Here is a 26,796-nt window from a genome sequence, read left to right on the forward strand (position 1 = left end):
CGCGACGGTCTTTTTGGGAACTGCCGGTACGGCTCGGTCGGCGGTCGTCAGAAAGAAATGGACCGATTACTACCGATAGTCGCTGAAACCGAGCAATCGTGGACCGTCGAAATTGGTGTTTGAAATCAAGAGCGCAAATTTCTGACGGATCGGCAAGACGTTCTTCGTCGTGAAAGCAGCGCTGTGACCGGCAGGTGTCACAGCTTCCCTATTCCGTTGTGCTAGCTTTTTTTCTGCGCCGATTGGTATGCGACTGCGCGACGGCCATTTTCAACTCGGGTGTGAGCTCCAACGGCGCATTCTCTGCCCCATGTGGGTTCTGTAGTCCCTGGACCTGGACGGTCGGAAATGGGAGTTCGATGCCCTGCTCCTTGAAGACCTGGCGGAGGCGTACATAGAACTTGCGTTTCATACCGAAGGCGCCTCCCGGTCTGGTTGTGGCCTTGACCCTCAACACGATGCCGTATTCGCCGAACTCCTGTACGCCCTGCATCTTGATCGGGTCGAGCACCCAGTTTTTGAACTCTGGATCTTCCGCCAGTTCGAGGCCGATCCGCTTGATCAGCTTGCGAGCGAAGTCGATATCGGTGTCATAACCAACGGTGATGTTGAATTTGTCGATAACCCAGTCACGGCTCTGGTTTTGGACTGCCCCGAGTTCACCGAAAGGTATCGTGAACAGCGGACCACGATGGTGACGCAGCTTCACCGAGCGCAGCGAAAAGCTTTCCACAGTACCCTTGTAATTGCCCGATGAAATGTATTCGCCAACACGAAACGCATCATCGAGCAGAAAAAACACGCCTGAAATGACGTCCTTGACGATGGTTTGTGCCCCAAAGCCCACGGCGACACCGACGACGCCGGCGCCGGCGATCAATGGGCCGATCTGGATTCCCAGCGAGGCGAGCATCATAAGCACCGCCATCACGATGATCGATGCGAGCAGAATGTTCTGGAGGATCGGCAAGAGCGTGTGCAGCCGCGCCTGCTGCGGATCGAGGACCGGAACGTCCTCGTCGCTGATCACAGGGTGCGGTGTTTCGATGCCGAGCTTTCGTTCAATCAAAGCTTTGATGATCGACCAGCCGAAGTCGGCGGCGAGGGCAATCACCACGACATTGATCAAGCCGCGCAATATGAACGTCGTCGTCGTATCGCTGTCCCGCATGGATTGCATGTCCAGACCCCAGACACGTGCGAGAAGGTAAGCCGCCGCCAGAATGAAAATCATTCGGATTCCGCGATCGATGACAGCGATCGTCACCGCCGGGATCGTGGGCCGGCCGACATCTTCCGAACCTGGCCGCAGAACGAAATTAACCCCGCGCTGCGTCACCACGATCGCCAAAGGCAGGAAGAATGCGGCGAAGGTGAACCAGAAGTATGTATTAAGGCCGGCGATACGCTGCAGGAACAGGACGACGAAATAAGCAGTCAATAGCCATGTCGCTTCCGTGTGACCGATGTGGCTCGCACCGTCTCGCTGCGTTCTTGGCCGACGCCAAATGGCAAGCAGCAGGAGCAACAGCAGCACGAAATCGGCGCCCAGTGACAGGACCATCATTCCGTCCTGATCGATGCCGAGACCTGGCAAGAGGATAAACGCGGCGCCGAAGAAGGCGAAGACGCCGACGATCCGGGGTAGCCAATAGGACCAATGGTCAGCCGCCTCGTTGGTGATCGGCAAAGCACGAACCTCGACGGCGTTCTCGACGTTCATGAAGGAAGGGACGAGCATGGCCATGACGTACATGCGCACACCCCATGTAACGACTGCCGCCATCAGAAATGTCAGTACAATCTCGCGGATAAGCATCGGCCAGTCGAACAACATGAATGCGCCGGCGCTGCCCAGTGCGAAAGAGGCTATCAGCATGCTGGAATAAAGCAGGCGGCCACCAATCTTCTTGGCTCGCCCAACGGGCGTATCCTTCGGTTGCGCGATAATCCAAAGACGAAATGGGCGGGTGAACTTGTACGTTGCCCAAGTGAGCGCCAGGCCGGCAGCGATGAACATTGCAATCAGCGCAAATACGCCGGCAGGCCCCTTGCTGGACATATCCTCCATTGTCTCTGCCCGAACGCGCGCGAACTGGCTTGGCAGCAAGGGCAAAGTTCGCACGATTCTTTCGATATGATGCCTGATCCCATCGAGCGTCGAGGATGCCATCGTATTCATCGGGCCTGGTGCGGCCACGGCGCTGGACGATGCGTCGGTCGGCGAAGCCCCTGGCTCGGCAGGCGCTCCCGTTGACCCGGCGTCCTGATTTCGCTGTTCGGCCACCCAGGCCTTCACTGACGGATCGTCGAGAAGCTCGAACAGCTGTTTGACCCTTTCAGGCGGGACCGTCGCCGGCGCCTGCGCCTGTGCCTGACCAGCCAACAAAAGGGCGATCCCAAAGACGAGCGGCCTGGCAATCAAGGCAAACATCGCAGTCAGGTCTCCGAGACGCCGTGCCGGACGCGCCAGATCCCTGGCCCCCAATCGTCGAGTGATGCGTGGCATCGTGCTGTAACCTTCCGGTCAAATCGGCAAGCAACGACATCTATGTCGGTTGTTGCCCTACCTTGAAGAAACCGATGTTGCGGTGCAAGACGTCATCGTTCCGAGCCGGACCTTGCGCCGGGTACTTGGCGGTGTTTATTTGGCCGCGGGGACAGGGCATTCCGACCTCGGCCCAGGTCTCCGGCCGTTCTATGAACTGGGCATCGATGTTAAACCTCAGGAACTGATTTCCTGAGCTGACCAGGACAGACCTTTGGCGGACGTTCGGTGGTCAACTGCTTCGCGCACCGCTGCGGACATTGGAAACCATGTGTTGCTAGAGATGCAATGCGCTTCCGAGTCGGCGCTGCCATGCCGCAAATCAGGCCGGGAGCCGCCACATTCGCACACGACCTGTACCACGCAATTCCGTTTCCTCGAGTGGGTCGCAAGCAAAATTTGGTCCAAGCAGTTGATGAGTTGCATCCGAAATACGGATTTCATCGGGCTCCGCGGACGTTTGGATACGTGCGGCGAGATTAACGGTGTCGCCCCATAGATCATAGGCAAACCGCCTTTTGCCTATGACGCCCGCCACGATTGGTCCTGAGTGAATTCCAATTCTGAGTCTTATCGGTTCTCCTGCGAAGCGTTCGCGCTTGACCTCATTCCGCAGTTCAAGTGCATAGTGCGCAAGGGCTTCCGCATGATCGGATCGCGCGGCGGGCAGGCCAGCGACCACCATTACACAATCGCCGATTGTCTTGATCTTTTCGCAGCCGTATTGCTCCGAGAGCAGATCCGCCGCCTTGAAGAAGTAATTTAAAATAGCGAGCGTCGTTACGGCTCCGACGCTCCGCGCTCTTTCCGTAAAACCGACGATGTCGGCAAAAAGCACACTCACGTCAGCATGGTTGTCTGCAATTTGTTCGTCCGCTTTTAAGCGCTCCGCGATCGACGCCGGAAGAATGTTGAGGAGTAGGGCTTCGGCGCGTTGGTATTCACGCGACAATCCCTCTTGGCTCGCCCTCAACGCCTCGTTCATCGATTGTAATTTCTCGTTGAGTTGACGCTCCCTCTCTTGCAGAAGCGTCATTTCATAAGCCTTCTGTTGAAGCCGCTGCCTATTGTCGCGTTCGGCAGCGGCGTCAAGAAAGAGCAGCCACACGCAGGCATTGTCAGCAAAAAGATGGAGGTCCGCGACACGCCCGCCGGCCAGTTCGACCATGGCCATATCAAATGGAAGCTCCGGGCAGGGCAACAAACCTTCCATGAATTCAAGCTGCTCGGCAACAGGCTTACCTATGCGAACTGACGAGAGTCCGTAATGTTTAACGTTACCGCCCTTCGCAGCTACGCAAAGTTGGGCGTCGATTTTCAGATATGCGACCGAGCGCTCGTTGTAGAAGAAATCGTAAATCCAGCTTCTAATTTCTCTTGGCAAGACACGCATGGTTTATTTGCTGACCATCGAAGCAAGTTGACGAAACGCATCATCAACATGTTCACCCGAAAGCGCACTTGTCAGATAGATTTGCCATCCAAGTTGCCTCAGTTCGTCAATTTCACTATCCGATATTTCCCACCGGTCGGCCAGATCTGATTTATTGAACAGCAATACAAACGGCATAGCGCCGAATTCAGCCTCGGCCCGTTCGCGCAATGTGAGCGCCACGGCAAGAGTAGCAGCGCGTGTTCCATCGACGACAAGCACGAGGCCGCTCGCACCTCGCACATAGCTGACGCGGAATGAGCCGATATCGTCTTCGCCGGCCAAATCCCACAAAATCAGATCCACGGTTTTGTCCGGGAATGCGACACTCTTCTTGTCGATTTTCACTCCCACCGTGGTCAAGTAGGTTTCTGAAAAAATGCTTTGCACAAACCTGCGAACCAGACTCGTCTTTCCGACAGCGAACCCGCCCAACATGCAGATCTTCTTTTGCAATATCCCGGGCTCCGCCCTAGTGGAAGTTTACCGTAACCGAAACTCTGCGGTTCGCGGAGCTCCCGGTTCGGCTATTTTCAGTCTCCGCTGGCTCAAAGGTGCCCGCGCCGCGAACCAAGAGCAATTCCGGATCGACGCCGCGCTTCTTGAGAAGCGCACGAACTGTTTCCGCGCGCGCGGCGCTGATCGACAACTTGGCCGTTTCACGGCCCGTCTCGTCCGAATGGCCGGTCAACATGAACTGTGCTGTTACCCCTGCCTTGCGGGCGTCCGTGGCCAATTCCTTCAACTGATTCGCCAATTTGTCGAGAACCGGCAGTTGCTCTGGTCCCGGTACAGCCTTGCCAGAATCGAAGAAAATGCTGACCGCTTGAATAGCCTCCCTCAAATGAGTCAGTTCCGGAGGGGTCAACTCACGCAGCTCGGAGAGTTCTAGAGAGAGTCCGTCCGCGGACAGCTGTTGGGCGGCGACCCGCGCCCGATCTATCCAGGCGGCAGGAGCCTCGCCCTGGGCAACGATGCGATCCTTGATGATCGAAAGCCGTACTGAATCCGGCGGAGTCAGCGACGCCATCAGCCGCTTCACCACGAACTTCGGATGAAGGCTTTGATAGAATTGCCACTGCGAATGAACGCGGGCAGGATCGACCCCTGTTCCGGACAGCAGAACCTGCGGGTCGGCGGCCTGCGGGTCTCTCAGGCCGGAAATATAGAAATGTCCGCCCTTCGCCGTTTGCTGGGCGACGATGATTCCCGCTTGGGCCTCCAGTCGTGACACATAAGTCTGCCAGTGCTCCGCCGCGCGTGCTTCGGGGCTCACATCACGAACTTTGGAGATGTCGAATTCCGGTCCGCCTGCCGAAAGCCGTCGGGCCGCTGCGCGCGCCCGATCTATCCAGGTGTCGGGAGCCTCACCCTCGGCAACGATGCGATCCTCGACGATCGAAAGCCGAACCGATTTCGGCGGGTTGAGCGACGCTGTCAGCCGCTTCAGCACGAACTCCGGCTCAAGGCTCTGATAGAATTGCCACTGCGAATGAACGCGGGCGGGATCGACCTGCGTTCCGGCCAACAGCGACTGCGGGTCGGCGGCAAGAGGGTCTCTCAGGCCGGCAATATAGAATTGGCCATCGCGCACCTTTTGTTCGGCAACGATAATACCCGGCTGGGCCTCCAGTCGCGACACATAAGTCTGCCAGCGCTCCGCCGCGCGTGCTTCGGGGCTCACATCACGAACCCTGGAGATATCGAATTCCGGTCCGCCTGCCGAAAGTTGCTGGGCTGCTGCGCGCGCCCGATCTATCCAGGTGTCGGGAGCCTCCCCCTCGGCAACGATGCGATCATTGACGATCGAAAGTCGTACTGAATCCGGCGGAACCAGCGACGCCGTCAGCCGCTTCAACACGAACTCCGGCTCAAGACTCAGATAGAATTGCCAGTGTGAATGAACGCGGGCGGGATCGACCTGCGTTCCGGCCAACAGCGACTGCGGGTCGGCGGCAAGAGGGTCTCTCAGGCCGGTAATATAGAATTGGCCATCGCGCACCTTTTGGTCGGCAACGATGATGCCCGGCTGGATCCCCAGTCGCGACACATACGCCTGCCAGCGCTGCCCGGATTGCCAGGAAAGAAAGAACCAACCGCCTGCGGGAATCAAAACCAGCAGGACTGCAGCCAGGACCAGCCACGGAAATCCCTGGTTTGATTCTTCCTGCTTCAGATCAACGCAGGTCTGCAACTGCGTCTCGACGCCGGCCAACTGCGAACTGTCGCCGTCAAACTGCTCCAGGGCCTGTGAGCATTCATCATGGATGCGAAGCAATACATCGCGAATTATTTCATGTAATTCCTCCGGCGGATTTCCCCGGATCACCGCAACCAAGGTTGCAAACGGCCCAACTTCCGACCAGAGACGAAGCTCCCCGAAACGGATAGTGTCCAGGCCGCTCTGTTCTTTCTCGTTAAATGAGTCTTTTACAAAATCCTGAATTGCACTAAGCATCGAGGAAATCAGTTGAGGATCTTCGCTGGTTGCGTTTTCGGCAGTTACATGCTTGATCAAAAGCCCGGAATTGCGGTGAATGAGAAAGGCATGCTCTACACGATAGACAAGAGAATGCCTAAGGACAACTTCTGAGAAGCTTGCCCCCGTTCTCCAAGCTTCAAATCTCCACTTGAGCCCATGCCAAGTAAATATATGTCTTAAGGTTTCATTCAGCGACTGAAAGGTTTGGTCGATCTTTTCGCCGATCGACTTGCGAATAGCCGGCAGAAACACCGGGTATAATATATCCGTCAGCGTGCGCGGGCTTTTCTGGATGGACCGTTGCACAGCCCTCTCGACAACTGGCGCAAGGGCCTCGCCGAGTTGCGCATGAGACGCGCGTGCGGCTGCACCGGGGAGGACGCCCCCCACTGCCGCCGCAAGCTGCTCAGGTTCGTCGAGCAGGTGGGTAACTCGTGAAAGCTCCGAAATTTCGCGGCCGACCAGCAACTGGCGAAGCGTTTCCATGCGAGGATCGGCGGTTGGGATTCCGTCGAGACGCGCACGATAGTCCGGATCAACGTTCCGGGCAATTTCGATCAACAGGCGGGCCAGAGCCTCGCGATCAATCTCTGTATCGTTCGAAGCCGCTCTTTTAGGGAGGCTGATTGGGTCGACAGTCGACGTCAAGTTCCCATCAACTCACTTTCCAGGTACGCTCCGAGTTGTTCTTGCTGCCGACCGGATCCTGATTTAGACATTTTGCAACCTCGACAAACAGGCCAGCCAAAAGATTTCGGTCGGTCTTGACATTGCCGAGATCGGAAAACATTTTCTCCATCAGCATCTGAATGCTTTCATTCTTTTGCTTGATTTCCTCACGCAGCAAATGATCGTTTCGATTTATCCGGTCCGCAACTTCCCGCTCAAGCTCGCTCAACTGATCCGACAACGCGCGCACCTGCTTTTCGAGCGCCTGATTTTGCTCGCGAAGATTCCGATCAATCTCCTTATCGGCGTCGGCTCGCGCGTCTTTTTCGTTCCGCAATTGCGCCGCAAGCGAGTCGACCTGCTTCTTTGCATTTGACTCGTACATTTCAAGATTGCGCTTGGCCTCGGATTCGACATCCTTGAAGCGCTGCAAGACCCGTTCTTCAAGCTTGGAAAAGCGGCGGTCATAGTCCTGCATCTGGTTGCCGAACAGCAGATCACGTATCTTGTCGACACCTACAGCGTCGCCGGGAGGCCCGCTCTCGCGAGCCTGGCCCGCCATGAAGTTCAGCCCGCTTCCGTCTGCATTACTTGTCAGATTTGCGTCCGCTTTATTTGCCGAAGAAGCGGTACTCGAAGATTCCTTGGCCATCCCATGCCCCTTCTTTTGACATTGCCACAGCGCTAATTTAGAAACTGATAAACATGTCAGCAAAATAGCCGACCCGCAAGCCGGAATTTTCTCGGCTCAAGTCGGTTCGTGCGTCCCCATTCGGATAGATTTCGACATGCGGCTCGATCCGGATCAGCTTGCGCTCGTGTCTTCGCCCGCGATCATCTCTTTGCAGATGAAATGCGCGAAAGGAAATGCCCAGGCACATCGACCTCAGCTCCAAGCCGTCGGGCATGCGCGCTTGCTATTCGGCCTGTCTTCAAGTCTTTTGCCTGTCTCTAATTCGCCCCGATCTTGACAGGGCAGTGCTGCCATCCGATGCCGTCATCCGGTTTTGACATTCGCCGACTCTTGCCGAAGAAAACGAAAGCTCGATGATCCAGGACAATGCTACCGCAAGGCGGTATGGTACCGATTTTCAATGCCGAGCAAACCGTCGGCGCAACGCTTGCCGGCACGCCAAGAAAGATCAACGCATCTTGTTGTGCCTTTGGACCGGGCGCGGGTAAGACGGCGTGGCGCATGATCCCTTGGTTTCAATCGTGATTCCTGCGCACAACGCGGAGGTAACGCTCGCGCGCGCACTCGATTGCCTTCTCGATCAGGAAATAGTGGATTGGGAGGCGATCATCGTCGACGACGCCTCCATGGACCGCACCCCCGCGATCATCGCCGGTTATGTAGAGCACGATGCTCGATTTCGGACGTTGAGGTCTTGCGCCTATAGCGCCGCCGGCGCGCGCAATAGCGGGATTTCGACAGCGCGCGGCCGCTGGCTCATGTTTCTGGATGCCGACGATTGGGTGGATGCCAGCTTCCTCGCAAAAATGCTGGCCGCACTGAAATCCGTTCCCGATGCAGTGGCCGCCTATTGCGGTTCCCGGCGCGAGATGCCCGATGGCGAACTCACCCTGTCGAGCATCGCAACGGAGGTTGCGATCCAGCCCTTCGAGACATTCGCCCGCAGACGTGCCATCGCCATTCACGCGCTGCTGGTCGACCGCGAGACAATTGTCGAGTTGGGCGGTTTCGATGTGTCGCTGCGCACCTGCGAGGACTGGGACCTGTGGCAGCGCCTCGCACGTCTGGGCAAAAATTGGGTGATGGTCGATGAGCCGCTCGCTTTCTATCGGACCAGCCCCAACGCGCTCAGCCGCAATTCGACGCAGATGCTGGCAGATGCTGAAATCGTGATCGCCCGCGGCTTTTCCGCCGATCCTAGGGTCAAACACCCGGCGTCGGCTCACGCCAATGGAGCGATCGAGGCGAACGGCGGCACCGCCTCCGAAGCACTCGCGTGGTTCGCGTTGTGGAACGCCGCGTCGGATTGCGGCAGCGGCTCGCGCTCGATCAACCCGCAGTCTCTGCGCCCGCTGCCGCCAGGACGCAAATGGGCGCGAGAGATCGCCAAGGTGATCTTCGATGGCCTAGCGGTCGGAAGCCTGTCGGTGCCAGCGCAATTGGCTGCCAGGTGGGACAGGTTCGGCGGCTCCCTCACCGAGTTGATCATCGAACTCGGCAAGGTCTGGAACAATCCCGACGCGGCTCGCCGCGTCCAGTATCATCTTGAGCAAATGCTGCTCGACGTCGACGATCTCGCCGCGCCGCGCAGGCTGGCGCGGACACTTGGAATTCGTGTCGACGCGCGAAATCCGACCACGGTCGAACTTCCGCAAGGAATCGATCAAATCTATGCCTATCTGATGATGGATGGCCAGATCGAGGCTGTCGTGCAATTCGGCGTACTTGGGACAGTGACAAGGGATTATTGGATCGAATTGATCCTGAATGTCGTGTCCCCCGAGCGGCTTGAAGGCCGGTCCGATCCGGACGGTCACTTCGGCAAACTCGCCCAACTGGCCGAGGAAGCGCGGGAGCTGGTTCGGTCGAGCGCCGAACCTGCGGAGCCTCCCCCGGCGCTGCGCCGCGCACGGGCCGGGCACGACAAGGATCGCACGTCGTTCTGGAATGGCTATTTCGCGACCGAGGATCCCTGGAATTACGGTTCGTCCTATGAGCAGGAGAAATATGAGCGGCAGCTCGAAATTCTGCCTGCCGGTCCCATTGGACGGGCGCTTGAGCTGGCCTGTGCGGAAGGCCACTTCACGCGGCAACTGGCGCCGCGCGTGAGCCATTTGACCGCAACTGACATCTCCGCCATAGCCATCGACCGGGCGCGCGCGCGATGCGGCGATCAGCCGAATGTTGAGTTCGGCGTACTGGATTTCATGGCCGATACGCTGCCGGGCGAGATGGATCTGATCTTCTGTTCGGAAGTGCTCTACTACCTGGATGATCTCGCCGAGTTGCAACGCTTCGCCAAGAAAGTCGTTGAGGCATTGGCGCCTGGCGGCAGCTTCATCAGCGCACACGCATTCGTGCTACGTGACAATCCTGAGAGGACGGGCTTCGACTGGAACACATTCGGTGCACAAGCGATCTCGGAGACGCTGGCAGGGACCGCAGGTCTTGTCCTCGAGCAATCGATCCAGACCGAGCTCTATCGCATAGACCGCTTCCGCCGCCTGTCACCAGGTGACGTGGCGACGGAACCAGTCATTGATCATGTGCCAATCCGCGCGCGCATCGATATGGGGGTCGCGCGAAAAATCGTCTGGGGCGGGGCGCGGGCCTTGCGCCGCGACGTCGCACGTAGCGAGCGGCGGCAGCGTATCCCTGTCCTCATGTATCACAGCGTCTCCGATGAAGGTCCGGCCGCGCTCGCCCGTTTTCGGCTCACGCCCGCCGCATTCGCCAGCCAAATGACATGGCTGCGCGCCAATGGCTTTCACGCGATTAGCTCCGAGCAGCTGGAATGGTTCATCGCCAACCGTCAGCCTTTCGTTGGCCGCCCAGTGCTCATCACCTTCGATGACGGCTTCCAGAACTTTGCCGACCATGCCTGGCCGACCCTGCGCGCGAACGACCTCACCGCGGAAGTGTTCCTGGTGACGGACTTGGTGGGTAAAAGTGCACAGTGGGACGCCTACAGCGGCCCGCCGACGCAGCTTATGAACGCCGGGACGGTGCGACGCCTCGCCGGCGAAGGCGCCTTCTTCGGAAGCCATCTGGCGACGCATCGCGCGATCGATGGTCTGTCGAGCTCTGACTTGGCCGCCGAGCTTCTGCGCTCTCGTATGTTCATCGAACGGTGGACCGGTCGGCCAACCGCGGCGTTCGCGGCACCCTTCTCAGTCACCGACCGACGGCTTGGCAGGCTGGCCAAGGAGTGCGGCTATCGAATCGGCTTCGGCGGCAGACACGGGCCGGCGGACCTCGATTGCGATCCCATCGACCTACCCCGCATCGAGATTCGTGGGGATCGTTCGCTCGATGACTTTGTTGCGGTTGTCGAGGCCGTGCTCGCATGAACCGTGAACTTGTCAGTGTCTAGATTTGTAACAAGTTGGTTCCGCGTTTTGTTCAGCGTCCCGCTCCGCTTACCTCGTTCGCAAGTCTATTGGGCGACTTGGGACACGGCTGACATCAGCTCCTGCGGGCTTGGCGCCCCAAACATGTATCGCCCGCCCTCTGGAACCTCCGTGAAGCTCCAGCGGACGATCCCCTGCCGGTCCAGCAGGAACTGACCGATCAATTGCCCGTGTCCCGTTGCTATCATCTGCTCGTCGGCTTCGGTCAGTTCGTAATGGTCCTTCTTGTTGAGGATTTCGCTGGCCTCAAGAGGATCCATAGGACCGGGCAACTCGCCTGGTATGTCGACCCGCATATCCTTTGCCGCTGCCATCGAGACCTTGTACGGCCAGTTCGTCTCGTTTTGGGTGAATTCGAGATTGGGCAGTCCAAAAGCACGATGTGAAGCGCGTTCAGGGTCGGAGGCCGCAAGCAGATTCGGCATCGGATGGTAGCGGAAATAGAGACGCGCCCGTTCGATCGGCGTGTTGACAACCGTCAGGCTCTCCACGCCCTTTTCGCGCAGCTCCGGATCAAGCCGCGCCTGGGCGGCGATATGGCGCCGGCAAAACGCACAATGCAGACCTCGAAACAGGCCGACCAGCACCGGTTTTTGTCCGCGAAAGTCGGCAAGCGCGATCTTGCCTTCCTGGGTAATGGCGTCGAGTACCACGTTCGGCGCACGGTCGCCCGGTTGAAGCGGCACCAAGTCACTACGCGCGGACATTTCCAACCTCCAACCCCGGCTAGTCGAGAAAAGGCAGCACCACGAGCGCTTCCGGGTCGAGCCCGTGCTGGGCGCAAATACCCTGCGCCAGGGAAAAGTAGCGTTCGGCCTCGGCCAGATTGTCGAGGTCGAGATTAAGCGTTGCAAGACCATCATAGCACGGAAACAGCAGTTGGGGTTCGCCCGTTTCGCGGGCTACGTCCAGTGCTTCGTGGAACAAACCAACGGCCAGGTCCGGACGGCCGTTGCACTGATGGATCTGCCCAAGCACGATCAACGGCACCGGCAGGTGCTCGCGCTGGTCGAGCGCCCGGTCGATCTCGATGGCCTTCTCGGCAGCAGGCACGCCCTCCGTTGGACAGCGATCCGTGAAAGTACAACAAGCGACCGCCAGATTGGCGAGGAGGCGCGCCTGGAAACCCAAATCACCAATACGGCGCGCCACTTCAAGACCGCGCCGACAGACCTCCATCGCCTGTGCCGGATCGATGGTCGTGTATAGCACGCCGAGATTGGTGTAGCCGCGGCAAGCCGCGCCCAGCAGACCGGCGGCTTCGGCCAATTCAATGCTACGCTCAATCTGACGCACGGCCTCACGGTTTCGCCCGAGGCGAGCCAGCGCGACAGCCTTGGTATTGAGTGCCTCGGCGGTCACAAGAGTGGCATCACACCCAACCTCGGAGACATGCTCCGTTGTCAGATTGCGTACGCAATCCAGCGCCGCGTCTGCCCATTTTGCCGCGAGAGCGTGATCTCCGCTACGGAACGCCTGTCGGCCACGTTCTTGCCACAGATGCGCCTGCTCGATCGGGGCATCCGCCCCATCGAGGAGCGCTGCCGCCTCAGCATAGCAGGGTTCTGCCTTGTCCCGCTTGCCGACGTCCCAGAGCAGCCGACCGATCTTACGCAAAACTCGCGCCGAGGCGACGCGATTGGCCGATTCGCGGTATGCCTGCAACACCGTCTCGTAGTGGTGGTGCGCGACCTCGCGGCGGCCTGCCGGGCCGCTCAAATCGGCAATGCGCTCTGCAATTGCCAGTTTGAGCGGTGTTTGCCCGATCGCTTCCAATGCTGTCAGTGCTCGCTCGTAGAAACGAAGGGCGTCGTCGTTGGCGTATATCATGCGAGCGCGATCGCCTGCCGCCTGCAGGTAATGCGCGCCCTTCTCCCGCTCGGCGCTCTGTGCGAAATGATGACCGAGCACGGTCAAATCCTCGAGCCGTTCCGGCTTGTCGCCGCACAGTTGCTCCAAGGCAGCACCGACCCGCCCGTGGATGTCGGTCCGGCGTTGCAGGAGCAGATTCTGGTAGATCACGTCCTGCAGCAATGTTTGCGTAAAGCGGTAGCTTTGCGACGAGACCGAGCCTGATCCGGCAACTTCCTCGATGATTTCCGCATCGCAAAGCAGTTCGCAGCCGGCTTCAAGCCGGCCGGGGTCGGCTGTCACGGATTTCAGAAGTGTGGCGTCGAAGCGCGGGCCGATTACCGCAGCCTCCTGGGCCAACCGGCGCACCTCTGGGGGCAGCCGGTCGACGCGGGCAAGCAACATCGCCTGGATAGTGGCGGGGATGCCGGTTGCGACTTCGCCGGCCACAGTCCGCCATCGCTGGCCCTCTCGCATCAGTACACCGCGATCGATAAGGCCGCGAACGATCTCCTCTACAAAAAGGGGGTTGCCGCCCGCGCGCTCGAGGATCTGATCGAGAAGCCCTCCTGCGGAGTTTACCCAGCTCTCGCCGAAAAGCGCCGCGAGCAGCCTGCGTCCGTCATCACTATTGAGCGGCGGAAGCCTGAGCGCTGTGTGACTGACCCGACTTGAGTCGAGCTGGTCGTTGTCCGGCGCCGGACGATGCGTGACCAGCAACATCAACCGCGTGCGTTCTAACCTGTCCATCACGAAACGTAGTGCCTCGAGCGACACGGCGTCGGCCCAGTGCAGGTCTTCGACGACGATCAACAGCGGCGACAACGCAAGCCGCCGTTCGATGATTGTGCGGACTGCGTAGAGAATTTGCCGCCGCAACTGCTCAGGCTCGACATGCTGCAAGGTGGCGTCGGGGTCGCCAAGGCCGAGCACATGATAGAGCAAAGGCATCAGCCGCTTCGCCTCCTCGCCCTGCAGGCCGAGATCGGCAAGCAAGCCTGCGAGCTTCCCCCGCATTTCGTCCCCATTGTCGTTTTGCATCATCCCGGCAGCGCTGCGCACCACGGCGCCCAAGGCGCCAAAAGATTGTTCACCCAGCGGTGAGCACGTGGCCTGCCGCACGGCGACGTTGCGAAAACGATCCTCGTCGCCGACGCGGGCGACGAACTCCTTCACCAGCCGCGACTTCCCGATGCCGGCTTCTCCGACGAGGCGGACAAGTTGGGCCGAGCCGCCGCACGCCTGGTCAAGGCTCGCCAGCATTCTATTGAGCTCCGCACCACGACCAATTAGCGGCGCACTGAGGCCGAGCGCCTCGAGCCCGCGCGCTGCACGCGGCACCGCTAACGGTGCGTCCAGTCGATGGACGAGCACGCTGCCAGCTTTGCCGCGAAACACGACATCACCGAGCGACTCATAAGAGAAGGCATGCCGGGTCAGCCTGTGAGTGAGCTCGCCTACCAGCACCTCACCCGGTGCGGCCAGCGATTGCAGGCGTTGCGCCGTATTCACTGTGTCGCCGGTCACCGAATAGGATCTGGCGGTGCCGATGCCCAATCCGCCAGTAACGACCGGACCAGTGTTTATGCCGATGTGGAGTAACAGAGGCGAGCCGGAGTGGGGGGTGCTTTCGCCGAGCCGCGCCGTCCGGGCGATCATGTCGAGAGCGGCGCGAAGCGCACGTTCCGGATCGTCCTCATGCGCGACCGGCGCACCGAACAAAGCGAGCAGTGCATCGCCGATGAATTTGTCGACGAAACCACCAAAGTTTCGCACGGCCGCCGTCAGTTCCTTGAACAGTTTATTCTGCAGCGCTTGCATGACCTCGGGGTCGAGCTGCTCGCTGAGTGTCGTGAAGCCGCAAAGGTCGGCGAACAGGACCGTTACCGTCCGGCGATCGGCGTCGGAGACGGGATGCAGCCCTTCTTCGCTTTCGATGTTCGGAAGCAGCGACGGAGTTCGAGAAGGCGGCACAATGGTCCGGCTTGGTGCCGGAGCAGGCCGTTCGACGGCTTTTGCGGGCGCACCGACGCTTGCCCCACATTTCGGACAGAACTCGAAATCAGGTGCGCAGGCGTAGCCGCAACTGGCGCATGGCACGGGCTGGCGCCTGCCACACCTCGGACAGAAGGCGTAACCGCCCTCAATCTCGAAACCGCAGCCCGAGCAGTCCATCGAACAAGACCTCACTAGTGGCCGTGACGGCGTGATCTCGCCCGCACTGCACGGCCAGGCTATTCACAAGGATGCACCGATAGCCGTCGACGAGCAAGCGGCAGCGCAAATGGGCATCGAGCCATCCGTGTGGGTCCGGTGGCAGAGCGCTACGCATGACCTCTTGATGCAACGGCTGCCTCGCTGTCAGCTTGCGGTTGTGACTTAGGCTCAGGTCGGCTTGATCTCTGCCTGGCCGATCTTGCGCCATCTGGCGTTTTCGCGAACCAGTTTTAGGTCGTCGGTCGTCTCGGCAAATGTCCGCAATCGGTATTGCCGGAGCAGGTCCGGGAAGAGCGCTCCTTCCGGCAGGCCGGCAAGCTGCTCGCGGACTGAGATCTTTTCATCGATGACCCGCATGCCCCAGGCATTTTCCCGAACCTGCAGCTCCGCAGCCAGATCGCGCTCTTCCGGCGCGTTTTCGTCTAGCGCGGCCAGAAGGATCGAGTGGAAAAGCGCTACATAGCCAATCTGTCTCAGGCCCCCCACGACCCGCGCGCGCGGCAATATGGCAAGGACGAGGAACGTCAGGAACAAGTTCGGCAGCAGCACGCCGTCCAGCAGCGCCTGCCTGAGATACGGCCGCTCGAACGGGATGGAAAGACCTTGCGGCCTGTCGGGCTCGATCAGGTGCCCGTTCTCGAGAACGAGTTTGCGCACGCGCTCCTCGCGAATGCCCCAGAAATAGTCCGTGGCATTGGGCAGGAATCTGCCAAATGGGCTCGATGCGGCCTCTTGCCAGGCACGTTCGAGACGCTGGCGTCTTGCGGGTTCAATGAGCAGTCTGGAAAGAAGGCCGCCGTCATATTCCAGATGCCGCGCCATGGCAGCCGCGGCGGCCCGATCATCGATGAAAACCGGCAGGGCCATGCCGGCACGATCCCAATTGGCGACCAGATCCTGGTTCAGGGCAGTCAGCGCATCGGCGGCGGTTTCAAACACCTTGTCCTGGCTGGCAAGCAGTGTGCCCAGCCAGCGGCTGGCATCCGTTTCATCGCCCACCGCTTCGAGCGCGCGCTTGTTGAGGGAGACGGGACCGGCCACGCAGGCGCTTTTGCGGCACAGTTTGTGGCGCCCCATCCCAAACAGGTTGACCTTGTCGTCGCCGACATCGAGCCATCCCGGCCCCTCCCGGCCAACTGTCTCCATGGTCATCGTCGCTCCCATGAAGCCGACGAAGGCCGCCAGCCCGTTTTCGACCGCGCCGAGCCAGGCAAGCAGGAGGGCATCGAAGGTGATCCGGTCCATCAGAAGCAGGCAGTGCAGGCCGGACTGAATCACCGGTCTGTGCTCGAACTCGTCGAGGGCTTTGCCGATCTCCTCAGGCCGCATGATCCTATCGAGTCGCTGATGCAGGACTTCGCGCAGGATCGAGCGGGCAGCGATCGCCGGGCCCGATGCAGGCCTTGCCACCGGCCGCCACAGATGGCGGGCGTAATCGGAAACCGGTGCATTCCAGTTCTGCTCGATGTCGCGCACGACCTCCGGGCAGAGCAGCGACAGCACAGCCAGAATTTCCGGCGGAGGGGTAGGGGTTGGATCAAAGACGGCGGTCATTGGTCCCGTCTAGCCGCTTGCGGTGTAAACGCCAAGCGAGAGCAGACTTGGTGGATGCGGCCCTGTTCGCTGACTCGGCACGAATTGTCAGATTGGCTAAACAGCTAAGGCAAACGGCGGATCTTAGAACCGCAGCCGGGCCATGCTCAGGAGGTCGTGGTACTGCCCGTCAGTAAAGCCGGCCTTCACATGCCGGCCTTCGATCTCAAAGCCGTGGCTTTTGTAGAGACGGAGGGCCGGTTCGTTCTCGGCATAGACGGTCAATTCGACTCGCTTCAGGGCGCGCCAGTTGTCGGCCACGTCAAGCAGCGCGCCAAGTATGGCAGAGCCGATACCTTTGCCAACAAAGGCATCGTCAAGGCCGATATTGATCTCGCCGATGTGCGAACGGCGGGGTGAACCCTGCACGACCAGGCTGCCGTGGCCGACGACCTTGCCGTCCAGCTCGGCAACGATCCAGGTGGTTTCCGGGCCGGACTTGGCGATGCGCCGCGCCACCTGCTCCACCATCTCGAAAGGCATCCTGAGCGTGCCTCGGCGGAAGCCCGGCATGTTGAAAATAGCGCAAAGCGCCTCCGCATCGCTTGGCCGGACGGACCGGAGCAGCGGCTGGCTTTTCTCGGAGGGTGGCGACGTCGTGCTGGTCATGGCGTTCCCGGCGAAGGCAATCGGACCGGTACGATGCACCGGACGCCACCTGAAAATCCAGCCGTCTCTCAACCTATGATGCCGATTGCGAGCTGAAATACCGGGAGGCGGCGTAGAGTTTGAAGACGCCGCTGATGCCGATCCAGCCGAAAAGCGTGAGCCAGCACAATGTCCCGATCGCCGTCCAGTCGATCCGGTGCACCGCAGCGTCGGTGATTACGACGCCGAGGATGGCAAGCAGGCCAACCAGAAACTGTCCCAACCCGAGCACCAGCAGTTCCTCGCGCGGCGCGCTTCTCCAGACGAGATATATACCGCCCGCACCGGCGAGGAAGATTGCGCTGTAGACCTGAGCGTGGAAGGCATCGATCGGCCATGGCCAGATGCCACTGAATGTCAGGGGAAACAGCAACAGGCCGACGCCATAGAGCCCAAGGATCGCGGATTCCACCGGCATGTAGCCGCGCCATGCGGGATTTAAGGTCACGCCTTTTGAAGAAGGACGGGCCCTGGCCCGCCACAGGAACAGCCCGGATACCGCGACCGAAGCAAGATAGACCAAAAACCACAGCCAGGGCGCTTTGCGCTCGAAGTTGAAATAGTCGAGATTGATGAACGAAGCCACCGACACGATGACGGTGAAGATGAAGGCCATGAAGAGCACGAGCCTGCCGGGCGACCAGCGATTCCAGACCAGCAGCGCCGCCATCACGACCATTTCGGCGGTGTAGAAGCCGCCGAGAAAGCGCGCATTGAACGGCGTGACGGCCAAGGCCAGCCCGGTTTGACCAGAACAGGCACGAAAAACAGGCCGGCGCCTACGATCAGGACGATGATGACGACCGCAGAGAAAAGGCGCAGGGTCGCGGGAAATGGCGGATTGTCCGATGTCGGCATGGGAGAAAATCCCAAAGATGAAGGCTCCGTGGACCATCATAATGCTGCTTGCGGCCGGTTAAAATCGGCCTAAGTGAACGGTCACCAGGCTTATCCATTCGAATGGCCGCACGGTTCGTTTCGAAGTAAGATGGAGCATTCGGACCAAAGACCGGTCCGGTCAAAACGCCACGGGGTGCATTTTCCGGAGCCTGCACGATGAACGAAGCTCAGGATCTGTTCTCACTTCTGCGACAATCGGCCGATGTCGATCCACAGGCGATCGACGCGATCAAGCGAACCATCGCGGAGGGCGAGGACCGCGAACTTTGCCGCATCAATGCGCCAGCCTTCGCCAGCAAGCATGGCCTCGACGAGGAGCGCGCAATAGGCGCCTTTCTCCATGCCGCGCGGGTGGGCATCTTCGACATTTCCTGGAATGTTCTGTGCCCCGGCTGTGGCGGCGTGCTCGACACCAACGCCACGCTGAAAACCCTGCAAAAGGACGAATACACCTGCGCGCTGTGCTCCGAGGGCTATTCACCGACCCTCGACGAGATGGTCGAGGTGACATTCACCGTCAGTCCCCGCGTGCGCAGGATTGCCGCCCACAATCCACACGAACTGCCGGTGGCGGAATATTTCCGCCAGATCTACTGGGCGTCCGGCGTCGATCTGCCGGAAGAGCATTTCGCGGAAAAGATGGAAACGTTCTCGCTGGAGGATATCGAGCTTGCGCCCGGTGAAAAGGCGGTTCTGCCCATACAGCTTCCGTCCGAATTCATCATCGTCTTCGAGCCGGTCACCCACTCGGCGCAGTTCATCGACGGGAAGGGCGAACCAACAAAGGAGCGCCGGAGCCTCTCTTTGGTTTTCGACCGCGACCATGTCCAGAACCAGACGCTGGAGATGCAACCCGGCCCGTTGCGCATTTCGCTGGAAAACCGGACCGACACCCGCGTGCTGCCGACGGTCTTCATCGCCAGCCAGGCATTGCATGATTTCCTGGGAAAACGCCGGCCCTTCCTGACCGCCAAGCGCCTGCTCACCAACCAGACGTTCCGCGATCTCTATCGCACGGATACACTCGACATCAACCAGCGCCTGAAGATCACCAGCCTGACGTTCCTGTTCACCGACCTGCGCGGATCGACCGAGCTTTACGAGCGGGTGGGCGACCTTTCAGCCTTCGATCTCGTGCGCGAGCATTTCCAGGTTCTGCACGAGATCGTCACGGCGGAGGCAGGCGCGGTGGTGAAGACGATCGGTGATGCGGTGATGGCGACCTTCGCGACGCCCGATCGTGCGATCGCTGCAGCCCTCAGGATGCGCGATGCCATGCGTACGCTCAACGACAAGAGCGGGCGCGAGGATCTGCTGCTCAAGATCGGAGTCCATGCCGGCCCCTGCATCGCCGTGTCTATGAATGAGCGACAGGACTATTTCGGCCAGACGGTCAACATTGCTTCGCGGGTCCAGAACCTTGCCAACGCACAGGCGATCTTCGCCACTCGAGCGGTGGTCGACGACAATCTCACCGCTGATCTCTTGCACAGGAATGCGCTCACGCCCGTGCCCCACGAGGTCTCACTGCGCGGCATTGACCGGGAGATAGCAGTATACACGATCCCCTGAAGGTTTGGCTCCTGAAGGTTTGGCCCCTAAAGGCTTGACCCTGAAGATTTGGCTCGTCCCGGCCCCTCACACACGCCTACAGATAAAATAACGATCGGCGGGAACCGAAGGTGGCGGCGGGAGGCGTTGCAACTGCGGGTGATCGAGCGGCGTGCCGCTGACCGCGATGCCGCCGACGCGAAGTAGGCGCGCGGTCAGATCGGGAAGCCAGGTAGAGATCACTGCATCGCGATCTTCATAGCCGGTGCCGATGTCGGCATGAACAAGAGCGGCGTCGATGCCAATGAACCTGCTCGCCGTCTCGCGTATTTCGCCGAGCACGAGGTTTTCAGCTTCGGGAATTGAGCTGGCGTGTGCGGCAAGTGCGCGGTCGAACGCTATGATCCGGCGTCCGGGCAGGCGCTCGCGCAGATGGTGGAACGTCCGGCCATTACCGAGGCCGAGCTCGAGCACGGGCCCCTCCATCTTCGCCACCTCGGCGCAGACATAATCGAGTATGTCGCGCTGTGCGGTCATCCTCCGGATGAAACTGTCGAGGCGACTCATGCGCGATTGTATCTCCTGAACAAGTCCACGAAATCAACTGCCCCGACCAGAGCGTTTCGCGGCTGAAACCAGAGGCGACGTGTTAACCCCCGATCGAGTCTTGCCGCGTGTAGAGGCGAACGATGAACACTGCAACAAGCGAACAGGCTGCCGACAAGGATCATACCGGGTGGAGTCGGCGGCGCGGCGCGCGGCGGAATAGCGATGTCACTTGTAGGGGTCCGCGGCGTCCCGCAACCCGTCGCCGAGGAAGTTGAACGCCAAGATGACGAGAACGACGGGGAGCATCGGCAAAAGCAGCCATGGATAGAACGCGATCACGCTGACGCTGCGCGCCTCGGTGAGCAGGATGCCCCAGCTGGTTATCGGCGCCCTCAGGCCGAGCCCGAGGAAGCTCAGCGCCGTCTCGCCCAGGATCATGCCGGGTATGGAGATCGTTGCCGTCGCGATCAGATGCGACATAAAGCCGGGAATGAGGTGTCGGCGGATAATGCGGCTGCTTCTGGCGCCCATCAATTGCGCGGCCAGAACGTAATCCTCCTCGCGCAAGGCTAGAAGCTTCGAACGCACGGCCCGCGCCAGTCCGGTCCAGTCGAGCAGTCCGAGGATGACGGTGATGCCGAAATAGATAAGGATCGGACTCCAGGTTATCGGCATGATTGCCGCCAGAGCCAGCCATAGCGGAATGCTGGGGATCGATTGCAGAACTTCGATTATCCGTTGAACGATCAGATCGAAGATACCGCCGTGATAGCCGGCCAGTCCGCCGATGACAATGCCGAGCAGGAAGCTGAAACTGATGCCGACGAGGCCTATTGTCAGTGAAATGCGTGCGCCATAGATGATGCGCGAGAGCACATCGCGCCCCAGCCTGTCAGTGCCGGCCAGAAAGAGCTGGCCGTTTTCGGCGGGGCAGACAAAATGCCTGTCACCTTCGATCAGGCCCCAGAACCGGTACTTGTCGCCCTTGCAGAAGAAACGGATCCGCTGAACATCATCCTGTTGCTCGATGTAGTTCCGCTTGAGCGTGTCCATATCCAGCGTCATCTGGCGGCCATAGACGAACGGCCCGACGAACTGGCCGTTGTGGAACAGGTGCACCCGTTGCGGCGGCGAATAGATGTAGTCCATGTTGCGCGTGTGCAGATCGTAGGGCGCCAGGAACTCGCAGATCAGTATCCCGAAATAAAGCGCTGCCAGGAATATGCCGGATACAAGGGCAAGCCGGTGCCGACGGAATTTCCACCACATCAGCCGCAACTGCGACGCCTGAAAGACCTTCTCCTGCTCCGGCGTCATCGCCTCGACCGACTGCAGGTCAAAGGGCTCGATGGAAACATAGTGTTGCAGTGGGGTACCCGGAGCGGGCAGCGGCGATTGCGTGTTCATTTGGTGCTGCCGCCTTGCAAACGAATTCGCGGATCAAGTAGCGCCAGCGCCAGGTCGGAAATCAGGACGCCGATGACCGTCAGGAAGGCCAGGAACATCAGGAACGACCCTGCCAGATACATGTCCTGGCTTTGCAGCGCTTTGATCAGCATCGGCCCGGTCGTCTCCAAAGACAGCACGATTGCCGTGATTTCGGCGCCGGAGATGATGGCTGGCAAGATAGAGCCGATATCTGAAATGAAGAAATTGAGCGCCATGCGCAGCGGATATTTGACCAGCGCCCTGAAGGGATGAAGGCCTTTGGCGCGCGCGGTCACGACATATTGCTTATGTAGCTCATCGAGCAGATTGGCTCGCAGCCGCCGGATCATGCTTGCCGTGCCCCCGGTGCCGATGATCAAGACCGGAATCCAGAGATGGGCGAGGATCGACTTCGCCTTGGCCCAGCTCATCGGCTCGCCGAGATATTGCTGGTCCATGAGGTGGCCGATGGACGTGCCGAACCAGATGTTGGCGAAATACATCAGGATCAGCGCCAGCATGAAGTTCGGAATCGCAAGGCCGAGAAGGCCGAAGAAAGTCAGGCCGTAGTCGCCCCAGCTGTATTGATGTGTGGCGGAGTACATGCCGATCGGAAAGGCGATGAGCCAGGTGAAGATGATCGTGACGAAGGAAACCAGCACCGTCAGCCACATTCGGTCCCCCACGACGTCGCGAACCGGCAGCTCATATTCGAAGGAATAGCCGAAATCGCCGTGCAGCATCCCGCCGACCCAGTAGAAGTAGCGAATGACCGGTGGCTTATCGAAACCATATTCCTTGCGCATCATCTCGATGCGATCGGAATCCACCGCTTCGCCCTGAGCCCGAAGCTCGGCAACATAGCTGTCGAAATAGTCGCCTGGGGGAAGTTCGATGATCGTGAACACCAGTGCCGATATGACCAGCAGCGTTGGAACCATCACGGCGATGCGCCAGACCAAATATCGAAGCACGCTCAGGACTCTCCAAGCCAGAATGTATCCGGCATATAGACACCGAAATAGGCGGTCGGGTCGTAGCCGTAAAGCGCCTTGTCGGGCAGATTGCGCAGCCGCGAGGATGCCAGAACCGGCTGATGCGTTCCGTTCACCGTGCCGATCGAAAACACCTGATCGGTATAGATCGACAGCATCGAATTCCAGATCTCGGCGCGCTCCGTGGCTTCGGTCGATGCGTTCCAGCGCTTGAGTAAATCCATCAACTCGACCACGGGCGGAAGATCGGGCGCTTCGCCGACCTTGCCACGGGACAAGTAGTGAGCACCCCAGAGCGGCCATTGCAGCTGGTCGTCGACGGTGGGGGCCAGTTGGTAGGGGTTCATGTCGGCGGTCGGCACGCCATTGTCGATGCCCGACCACATCGACATCATGATCTGGCCACCAAGCGCGCGGCTGCGGAAGATGTCGCGCTGCGAAGTCCGGATGAACAGAGCGATGCCGATCTTGCGCCAGTGATCGGTGATGAGCTCGAGCGCGTCGGTTTCCAGCGTGCTTTCGCCGGCCGTTTCCACTACGAGCTGCGCCGAGCGTCCGTCGGGAAGTATCCGCAGGCCGTCATCGTCACGCGCCTGAAGCCCGACCTCGTCGAGCAGGGCATTGGCCTGGTCGGGATCATGGGCGACCCAGGCTTTCGCGAATTCCGGCCGGTAGAGCGGGCTCTCCGGCAGGACCGTATCGGCACTTTCCTGCGCCAACCCGTAGAACACGGCCAAATTGATCTCGCGCCTGTCCACAGCGAGCGAAAGTGCGCGGCGCACGCGCACGTCACGAAAAAGGCCGCGCCACACCTGGTCGGCACAATTCAGATTGGGCAGCAGCGCCAGCCGCGAACCTTGTGTGCGTTTCCAGAGATGCATCTTCACCGGGTAGCGCTTCTCCGCATCCTTCAGGAAGGCGTAATCGGTGAAGTCAATTCCCATGCCTTGCAGGTCGCTCTCGCCCGCACCGGTCTTAGCGGAAATGATCGCCGACGAGCTGACGTTCATGACTATCCGGTCGACATAGGGCAGTTGCCGGCCATTCTCGTCTATTCGATGAAAGAACGGGTTCCGCTCGAAGACGAACTGCTCAGCCGGCGGCTTGGTCCGGTTCTGCCAGGGATCGAGCGTCGGCAGTTCCGGGTTCTCCGGGCGATATTGCCGCGACATGCGGATATGTAAGAGCGTCCATTTCTTGGCCCGGTTCTCCTTCATTAGGCCGGCGAGCCGGAATGGATCCTGGTATTTCTTGTGGAACTGCTTGAGATAGGCGGCCGGCAGAACAAGCGATAGGGGCGAAGCAGCGGCGAGCTTGGGCAGGAAGTCGGGATTGGGCGCATCCCAACTGTAGCGGACCGTCAACGGATCGACGATCTCGAAGCGTGGCGCCTTGCCGTCCGCCAGCAGGGCCGGGGCGAGCCCGCCTTGCGAAAGCTCATCGTTCAGCCAGACATCTTCCCAGCAATAGCGAAAATCCTCCGACGTCAGCAGGCTACCGTCAGACCATTTATGTCCTTCTCGTATCTTGAAAGTGAAGACACGATCATCCGCTACATCGAAACTTTCGAGAATGTCGGCTTGCAGGTTAAGCTTTTCGTCATAGCCGACCAGGCGAGCGTACCCGTAGATCGTCATCATCCGGATATCTTTCTGGCTGCCAATGATCGTGCGCAGCGTGCCGCCATATTGGCCGGGCTGCCGGCCCATCGCAGCGAGATTCAACGCGCGCGGGCGCTTGGGCAGGCGTTCGGCGAGTGCCGGCAGCGCCCTGGCCTTCAACTGCGGCTGAAGAAATTCCGGCTCCAGATCGCCGGCGCGCAACGTGCCCGGCAGAAATGCCGAAGCCATGAGTCCAAGGACGGTGCGCCGGCTGATCAATGGCGTAGCTCGCTGACATCGGCCGAACGTCGCGCCAGCACGAGGTGGCCGCCGCCAAGATCGAGCGGCGACAGCATGTCCTCGTCGCCCTGGTCGCGGAATTGCGGTCCCCATGCGCTGGTGTCGGAAGCGCCGCTGAGCTTCAGAGTCTTGAAATCCATCGGCCTGTCGAGATCGGGGAAAGGGACTGCGGCGACCAGTGAGCGCGTGTAGGGGTGGACCGGTTTCCTAAGCAGAATTTCGCGCGGCGCTAGCTCGACGATACGCCCGCCGCACATCACCGCGATGCGGTCTGCCATGTAGTCCACCACCGCCAAGTTGTGGGATATGAACAGGTAGGTCAGGCCCAGTTCCTTCTGCAGGTCCTTCAGAAGATTCAGGATCTGCGCCTGGACAGAGACATCGAGTGCCGAAACTGGCTCGTCGCAGATCAGGAGTTCAGGCCCCAGCGCCAACGCGCGCGCGATGCCGATACGCTGACGCTGTCCGCCGGAGAAACTGTGCGGATAACGCTTTATGAAGCGCGGGTCGAGTCCGATTGCCTGCATCAGGTTCTTGACCGTGGCGAGTCGGGACGCGGCATTGCCACGTTGATGGATTTCCAGCGGCTCGCTCAAAATGTTCTCCACCGTCATGCGAGGTGAAAGCGACGAAACCGGATCCTGGAAGACCATCTGGATTTTCGCGCGCAGCATGCGCAGAGCGTCTCCCTCGGCTTTCAAGACGTCGATCGGACCATCGCGGCCGTTGAAGATCACAGAGCCGCCGCTAGGGGTGACAGCCCGCATGAGGACCTTGCTGACGGTGGTTTTGCCGGAGCCGCTTTCGCCGACAAGACCCAGGCACTCGCCCCGCCTGATATCAAAGCTCACGCCGTCCACGGCGCGAACAGAGGTTTGATGACCTCCGCCGAACCATCCGGACTTGCGGATCGTGAAGGTCTTTGTCATATCCCTGACCGACAGCAGGAGGTCGTCCGGCCCCTTCGATGCCGGCGCCGTCTGCTTGCCGAGCAGGTTCCCGACATTCACCGGCACCTCGCGGAGCGCCTTTAGCCTTTCGCCGGGCTTCAGGTCGAAATGCGGAACGGCTGCCATCAGGCCCTTCAGGTAAGGGTGGCCCGGCCGGCGGAATATCGCCTCCACAGGTCCCGCTTCCATGATCTCGCCATGGTACATGACCACCACCTCGTCGGCGACATTGGCGACTACGCCAAGGTCGTGCGTGATCAGCAGCATCGCCATGTTCAGCTTCGTCTGAAGCTCGCGCAGCAATTGCAGGATTTGCGCCTGGATGGTGACGTCCAACGCCGTTGTCGGCTCGTCGGCGATCAACAGGGCGGGCCGGCAGATAAGCGCCATGGCGATCATGGCGCGTTGACGCAATCCTCCCGAAAGTTCAAAGGGATACATGTCATAGGCGCGCTTGGGGTTGGGAAAGCCGACAAGTCCGAGCATTTCCTCGGTCCGCGCCTTGCGCTCCACCCGAGCCGTGGGCGTATGAATCTGCAGGGATTCGCTGACCTGATTGCCGATCGTATGCAGCGGCGACAGTGATGTCATCGGCTCCTGAAATATTTTGCCGATTCGGCTGCCTCTCAACGCCCGGATTTCGGGTCCGTCACGCGGCATCTGCAGGATATCCTGCGTCGTGCCGGGCTTTTCAGGATCGGAAAACAGGATACGGCCGCGAACATGGGCTGTGTTCGGCAAAATGCCCATCACAGCCTGGCTGAGAACCGATTTTCCGGAACCGGACTCGCCCACAAGCGCGGTAACCTTGCCGGGCAAGACGCGAAGATTCGCACGCCTGACGGCATGCAACGGTCCCCCTATAATGGCAAAAGAGATGCCAACATCCTCGATCCGCAGCAGATCAACGCCCAAATTCATTCTCACACCAGCCCCCACTCTGGCCGCTCCAGAAGGCGAGACTAGCGCATTGCCAGC

General features: G+C 59.9%; 17 protein-coding genes. 2 read left to right on the forward strand and 15 right to left on the reverse strand.

The genetic code is table 11. The features are described from left to right. Positions 1 to 208 precede the first annotated feature (208 nt). The 5 genes from NKJ35_RS03845 to NKJ35_RS03865 all read right to left on the reverse strand — a co-directional run bounded on the left by NKJ35_RS03845 (position 209) and on the right by NKJ35_RS03865 (position 7,783). Entirely contained in the window at positions 209 to 2,434 is a 2,226-nt protein-coding gene (locus NKJ35_RS03845) for a mechanosensitive ion channel family protein (RefSeq protein ID WP_352645100.1), read from the reverse strand. Between the two features lie 436 nt (positions 2,435 to 2,870). Beyond that, complete coding sequence (locus NKJ35_RS03850) at positions 2,871 to 3,941, reverse strand: adenylate/guanylate cyclase domain-containing protein (RefSeq protein ID WP_352645102.1); 1,071 nt, start codon at positions 3,939 to 3,941, stop codon at positions 2,871 to 2,873. A gap of 3 nt (positions 3,942 to 3,944) precedes the next feature. Beyond that, the gene (locus NKJ35_RS03855; protein ID WP_352645104.1) at positions 3,945 to 4,436 is read right to left on the reverse strand and encodes a Rab family GTPase; all 492 of its coding nucleotides are present in this window, start codon (positions 4,434 to 4,436) and stop codon (positions 3,945 to 3,947) included. Between the two features lie 16 nt (positions 4,437 to 4,452). Further along, positions 4,453 to 7,110 carry an OmpA family protein gene (locus NKJ35_RS03860; RefSeq protein ID WP_352645106.1) on the reverse strand — a complete coding sequence of 886 codons (2,658 nt, stop codon included), beginning with the start codon at positions 7,108 to 7,110 and terminating at the stop codon, positions 4,453 to 4,455. Between the two features lie 7 nt (positions 7,111 to 7,117). Then, positions 7,118 to 7,783 (reverse strand): DUF3450 domain-containing protein, encoded by a 666-nt coding sequence (locus tag NKJ35_RS03865; RefSeq protein WP_352506856.1) that lies wholly within the window; start codon positions 7,781 to 7,783, stop codon positions 7,118 to 7,120. A gap of 536 nt (positions 7,784 to 8,319) precedes the next feature. On the opposite strand from NKJ35_RS03865, the gene NKJ35_RS03870 reads away from it, so the two are divergent. After that, on the forward strand, positions 8,320 to 11,175 hold the full coding sequence (locus tag NKJ35_RS03870; protein ID WP_352645108.1) for a trifunctional glycosyltransferase/class I SAM-dependent methyltransferase/polysaccharide deacetylase: 2,856 nt from the start codon (positions 8,320 to 8,322) through the stop codon (positions 11,173 to 11,175). Positions 11,176 to 11,261: 86 nt separating this feature from the next. Here NKJ35_RS03870 and NKJ35_RS03875 read toward each other — a convergent pair whose 3' ends face one another. The 5 genes from NKJ35_RS03875 to NKJ35_RS03895 all read right to left on the reverse strand — a co-directional run bounded on the left by NKJ35_RS03875 (position 11,262) and on the right by NKJ35_RS03895 (position 18,439). After that, a complete protein-coding gene (locus NKJ35_RS03875) occupies positions 11,262 to 11,942 on the reverse strand; it encodes a redoxin domain-containing protein (protein ID WP_352645110.1) in 681 nt (226 codons plus the stop codon). Between the two features lie 19 nt (positions 11,943 to 11,961). After that, positions 11,962 to 15,261: an ATP-binding protein gene (locus NKJ35_RS03880; protein ID WP_352645112.1), complete on the reverse strand. Its 3,300-nt coding sequence runs from the start codon at positions 15,259 to 15,261 to the stop codon at positions 11,962 to 11,964. 210 nt (positions 15,262 to 15,471) lie between these two features. Continuing rightward, positions 15,472 to 16,857, reverse strand: a complete 1,386-nt coding sequence (locus NKJ35_RS03885) for a hypothetical protein (RefSeq protein WP_352645114.1) — start codon at positions 16,855 to 16,857, stop codon at positions 15,472 to 15,474. A gap of 123 nt (positions 16,858 to 16,980) precedes the next feature. After that, a complete protein-coding gene (locus NKJ35_RS03890) occupies positions 16,981 to 17,505 on the reverse strand; it encodes a GNAT family N-acetyltransferase (RefSeq protein WP_352645116.1) in 525 nt (174 codons plus the stop codon). A gap of 73 nt (positions 17,506 to 17,578) precedes the next feature. Continuing rightward, the gene (locus tag NKJ35_RS03895) at positions 17,579 to 18,439 is read right to left on the reverse strand and encodes a hypothetical protein (RefSeq protein ID WP_352645118.1); all 861 of its coding nucleotides are present in this window, start codon (positions 18,437 to 18,439) and stop codon (positions 17,579 to 17,581) included. 161 nt (positions 18,440 to 18,600) lie between these two features. Here NKJ35_RS03895 and NKJ35_RS03900 point away from each other — a divergent pair, with 161 nt between their 5' ends. Next, positions 18,601 to 20,016, forward strand: a complete 1,416-nt coding sequence (locus NKJ35_RS03900; protein ID WP_352645120.1) for an adenylate/guanylate cyclase domain-containing protein — start codon at positions 18,601 to 18,603, stop codon at positions 20,014 to 20,016. A gap of 66 nt (positions 20,017 to 20,082) precedes the next feature. Here the strand turns inward: NKJ35_RS03900 and NKJ35_RS03905 are convergent, their stop codons facing one another. The 5 genes from NKJ35_RS03905 to NKJ35_RS03925 form a co-directional block, all read right to left on the reverse strand. Continuing rightward, positions 20,083 to 20,562 carry a class I SAM-dependent methyltransferase gene (locus NKJ35_RS03905; RefSeq protein ID WP_352645122.1) on the reverse strand — a complete coding sequence of 160 codons (480 nt, stop codon included), beginning with the start codon at positions 20,560 to 20,562 and terminating at the stop codon, positions 20,083 to 20,085. A 207-nt stretch (positions 20,563 to 20,769) separates the two neighbouring features. Next, positions 20,770 to 21,951 carry an ABC transporter permease gene (locus tag NKJ35_RS03910; protein WP_352645124.1) on the reverse strand — a complete coding sequence of 394 codons (1,182 nt, stop codon included), beginning with the start codon at positions 21,949 to 21,951 and terminating at the stop codon, positions 20,770 to 20,772. Beyond that, positions 21,948 to 22,946, reverse strand: coding sequence for an ABC transporter permease (locus NKJ35_RS03915; RefSeq protein WP_254818875.1), 999 nt, complete (start codon positions 22,944 to 22,946; stop codon positions 21,948 to 21,950). Before NKJ35_RS03915 ends, NKJ35_RS03910 begins: the two co-directional genes overlap by 4 nt. Positions 22,947 to 22,948: 2 nt before the next feature. Next, on the reverse strand, positions 22,949 to 24,847 hold the full coding sequence (locus NKJ35_RS03920; protein WP_352645126.1) for an ABC transporter substrate-binding protein: 1,899 nt from the start codon (positions 24,845 to 24,847) through the stop codon (positions 22,949 to 22,951). Further along, entirely contained in the window at positions 24,844 to 26,739 is a 1,896-nt protein-coding gene (locus tag NKJ35_RS03925; protein ID WP_254818873.1) for an ABC transporter ATP-binding protein, read from the reverse strand. Before NKJ35_RS03925 ends, NKJ35_RS03920 begins: the two co-directional genes overlap by 4 nt. Positions 26,740 to 26,796: the final 57 nt, after the last annotated feature.

Source organism: Mesorhizobium sp. M0136 (assembly GCF_040322515.1).
Lineage (GTDB): Bacteria > Pseudomonadota > Alphaproteobacteria > Rhizobiales > Rhizobiaceae > Mesorhizobium.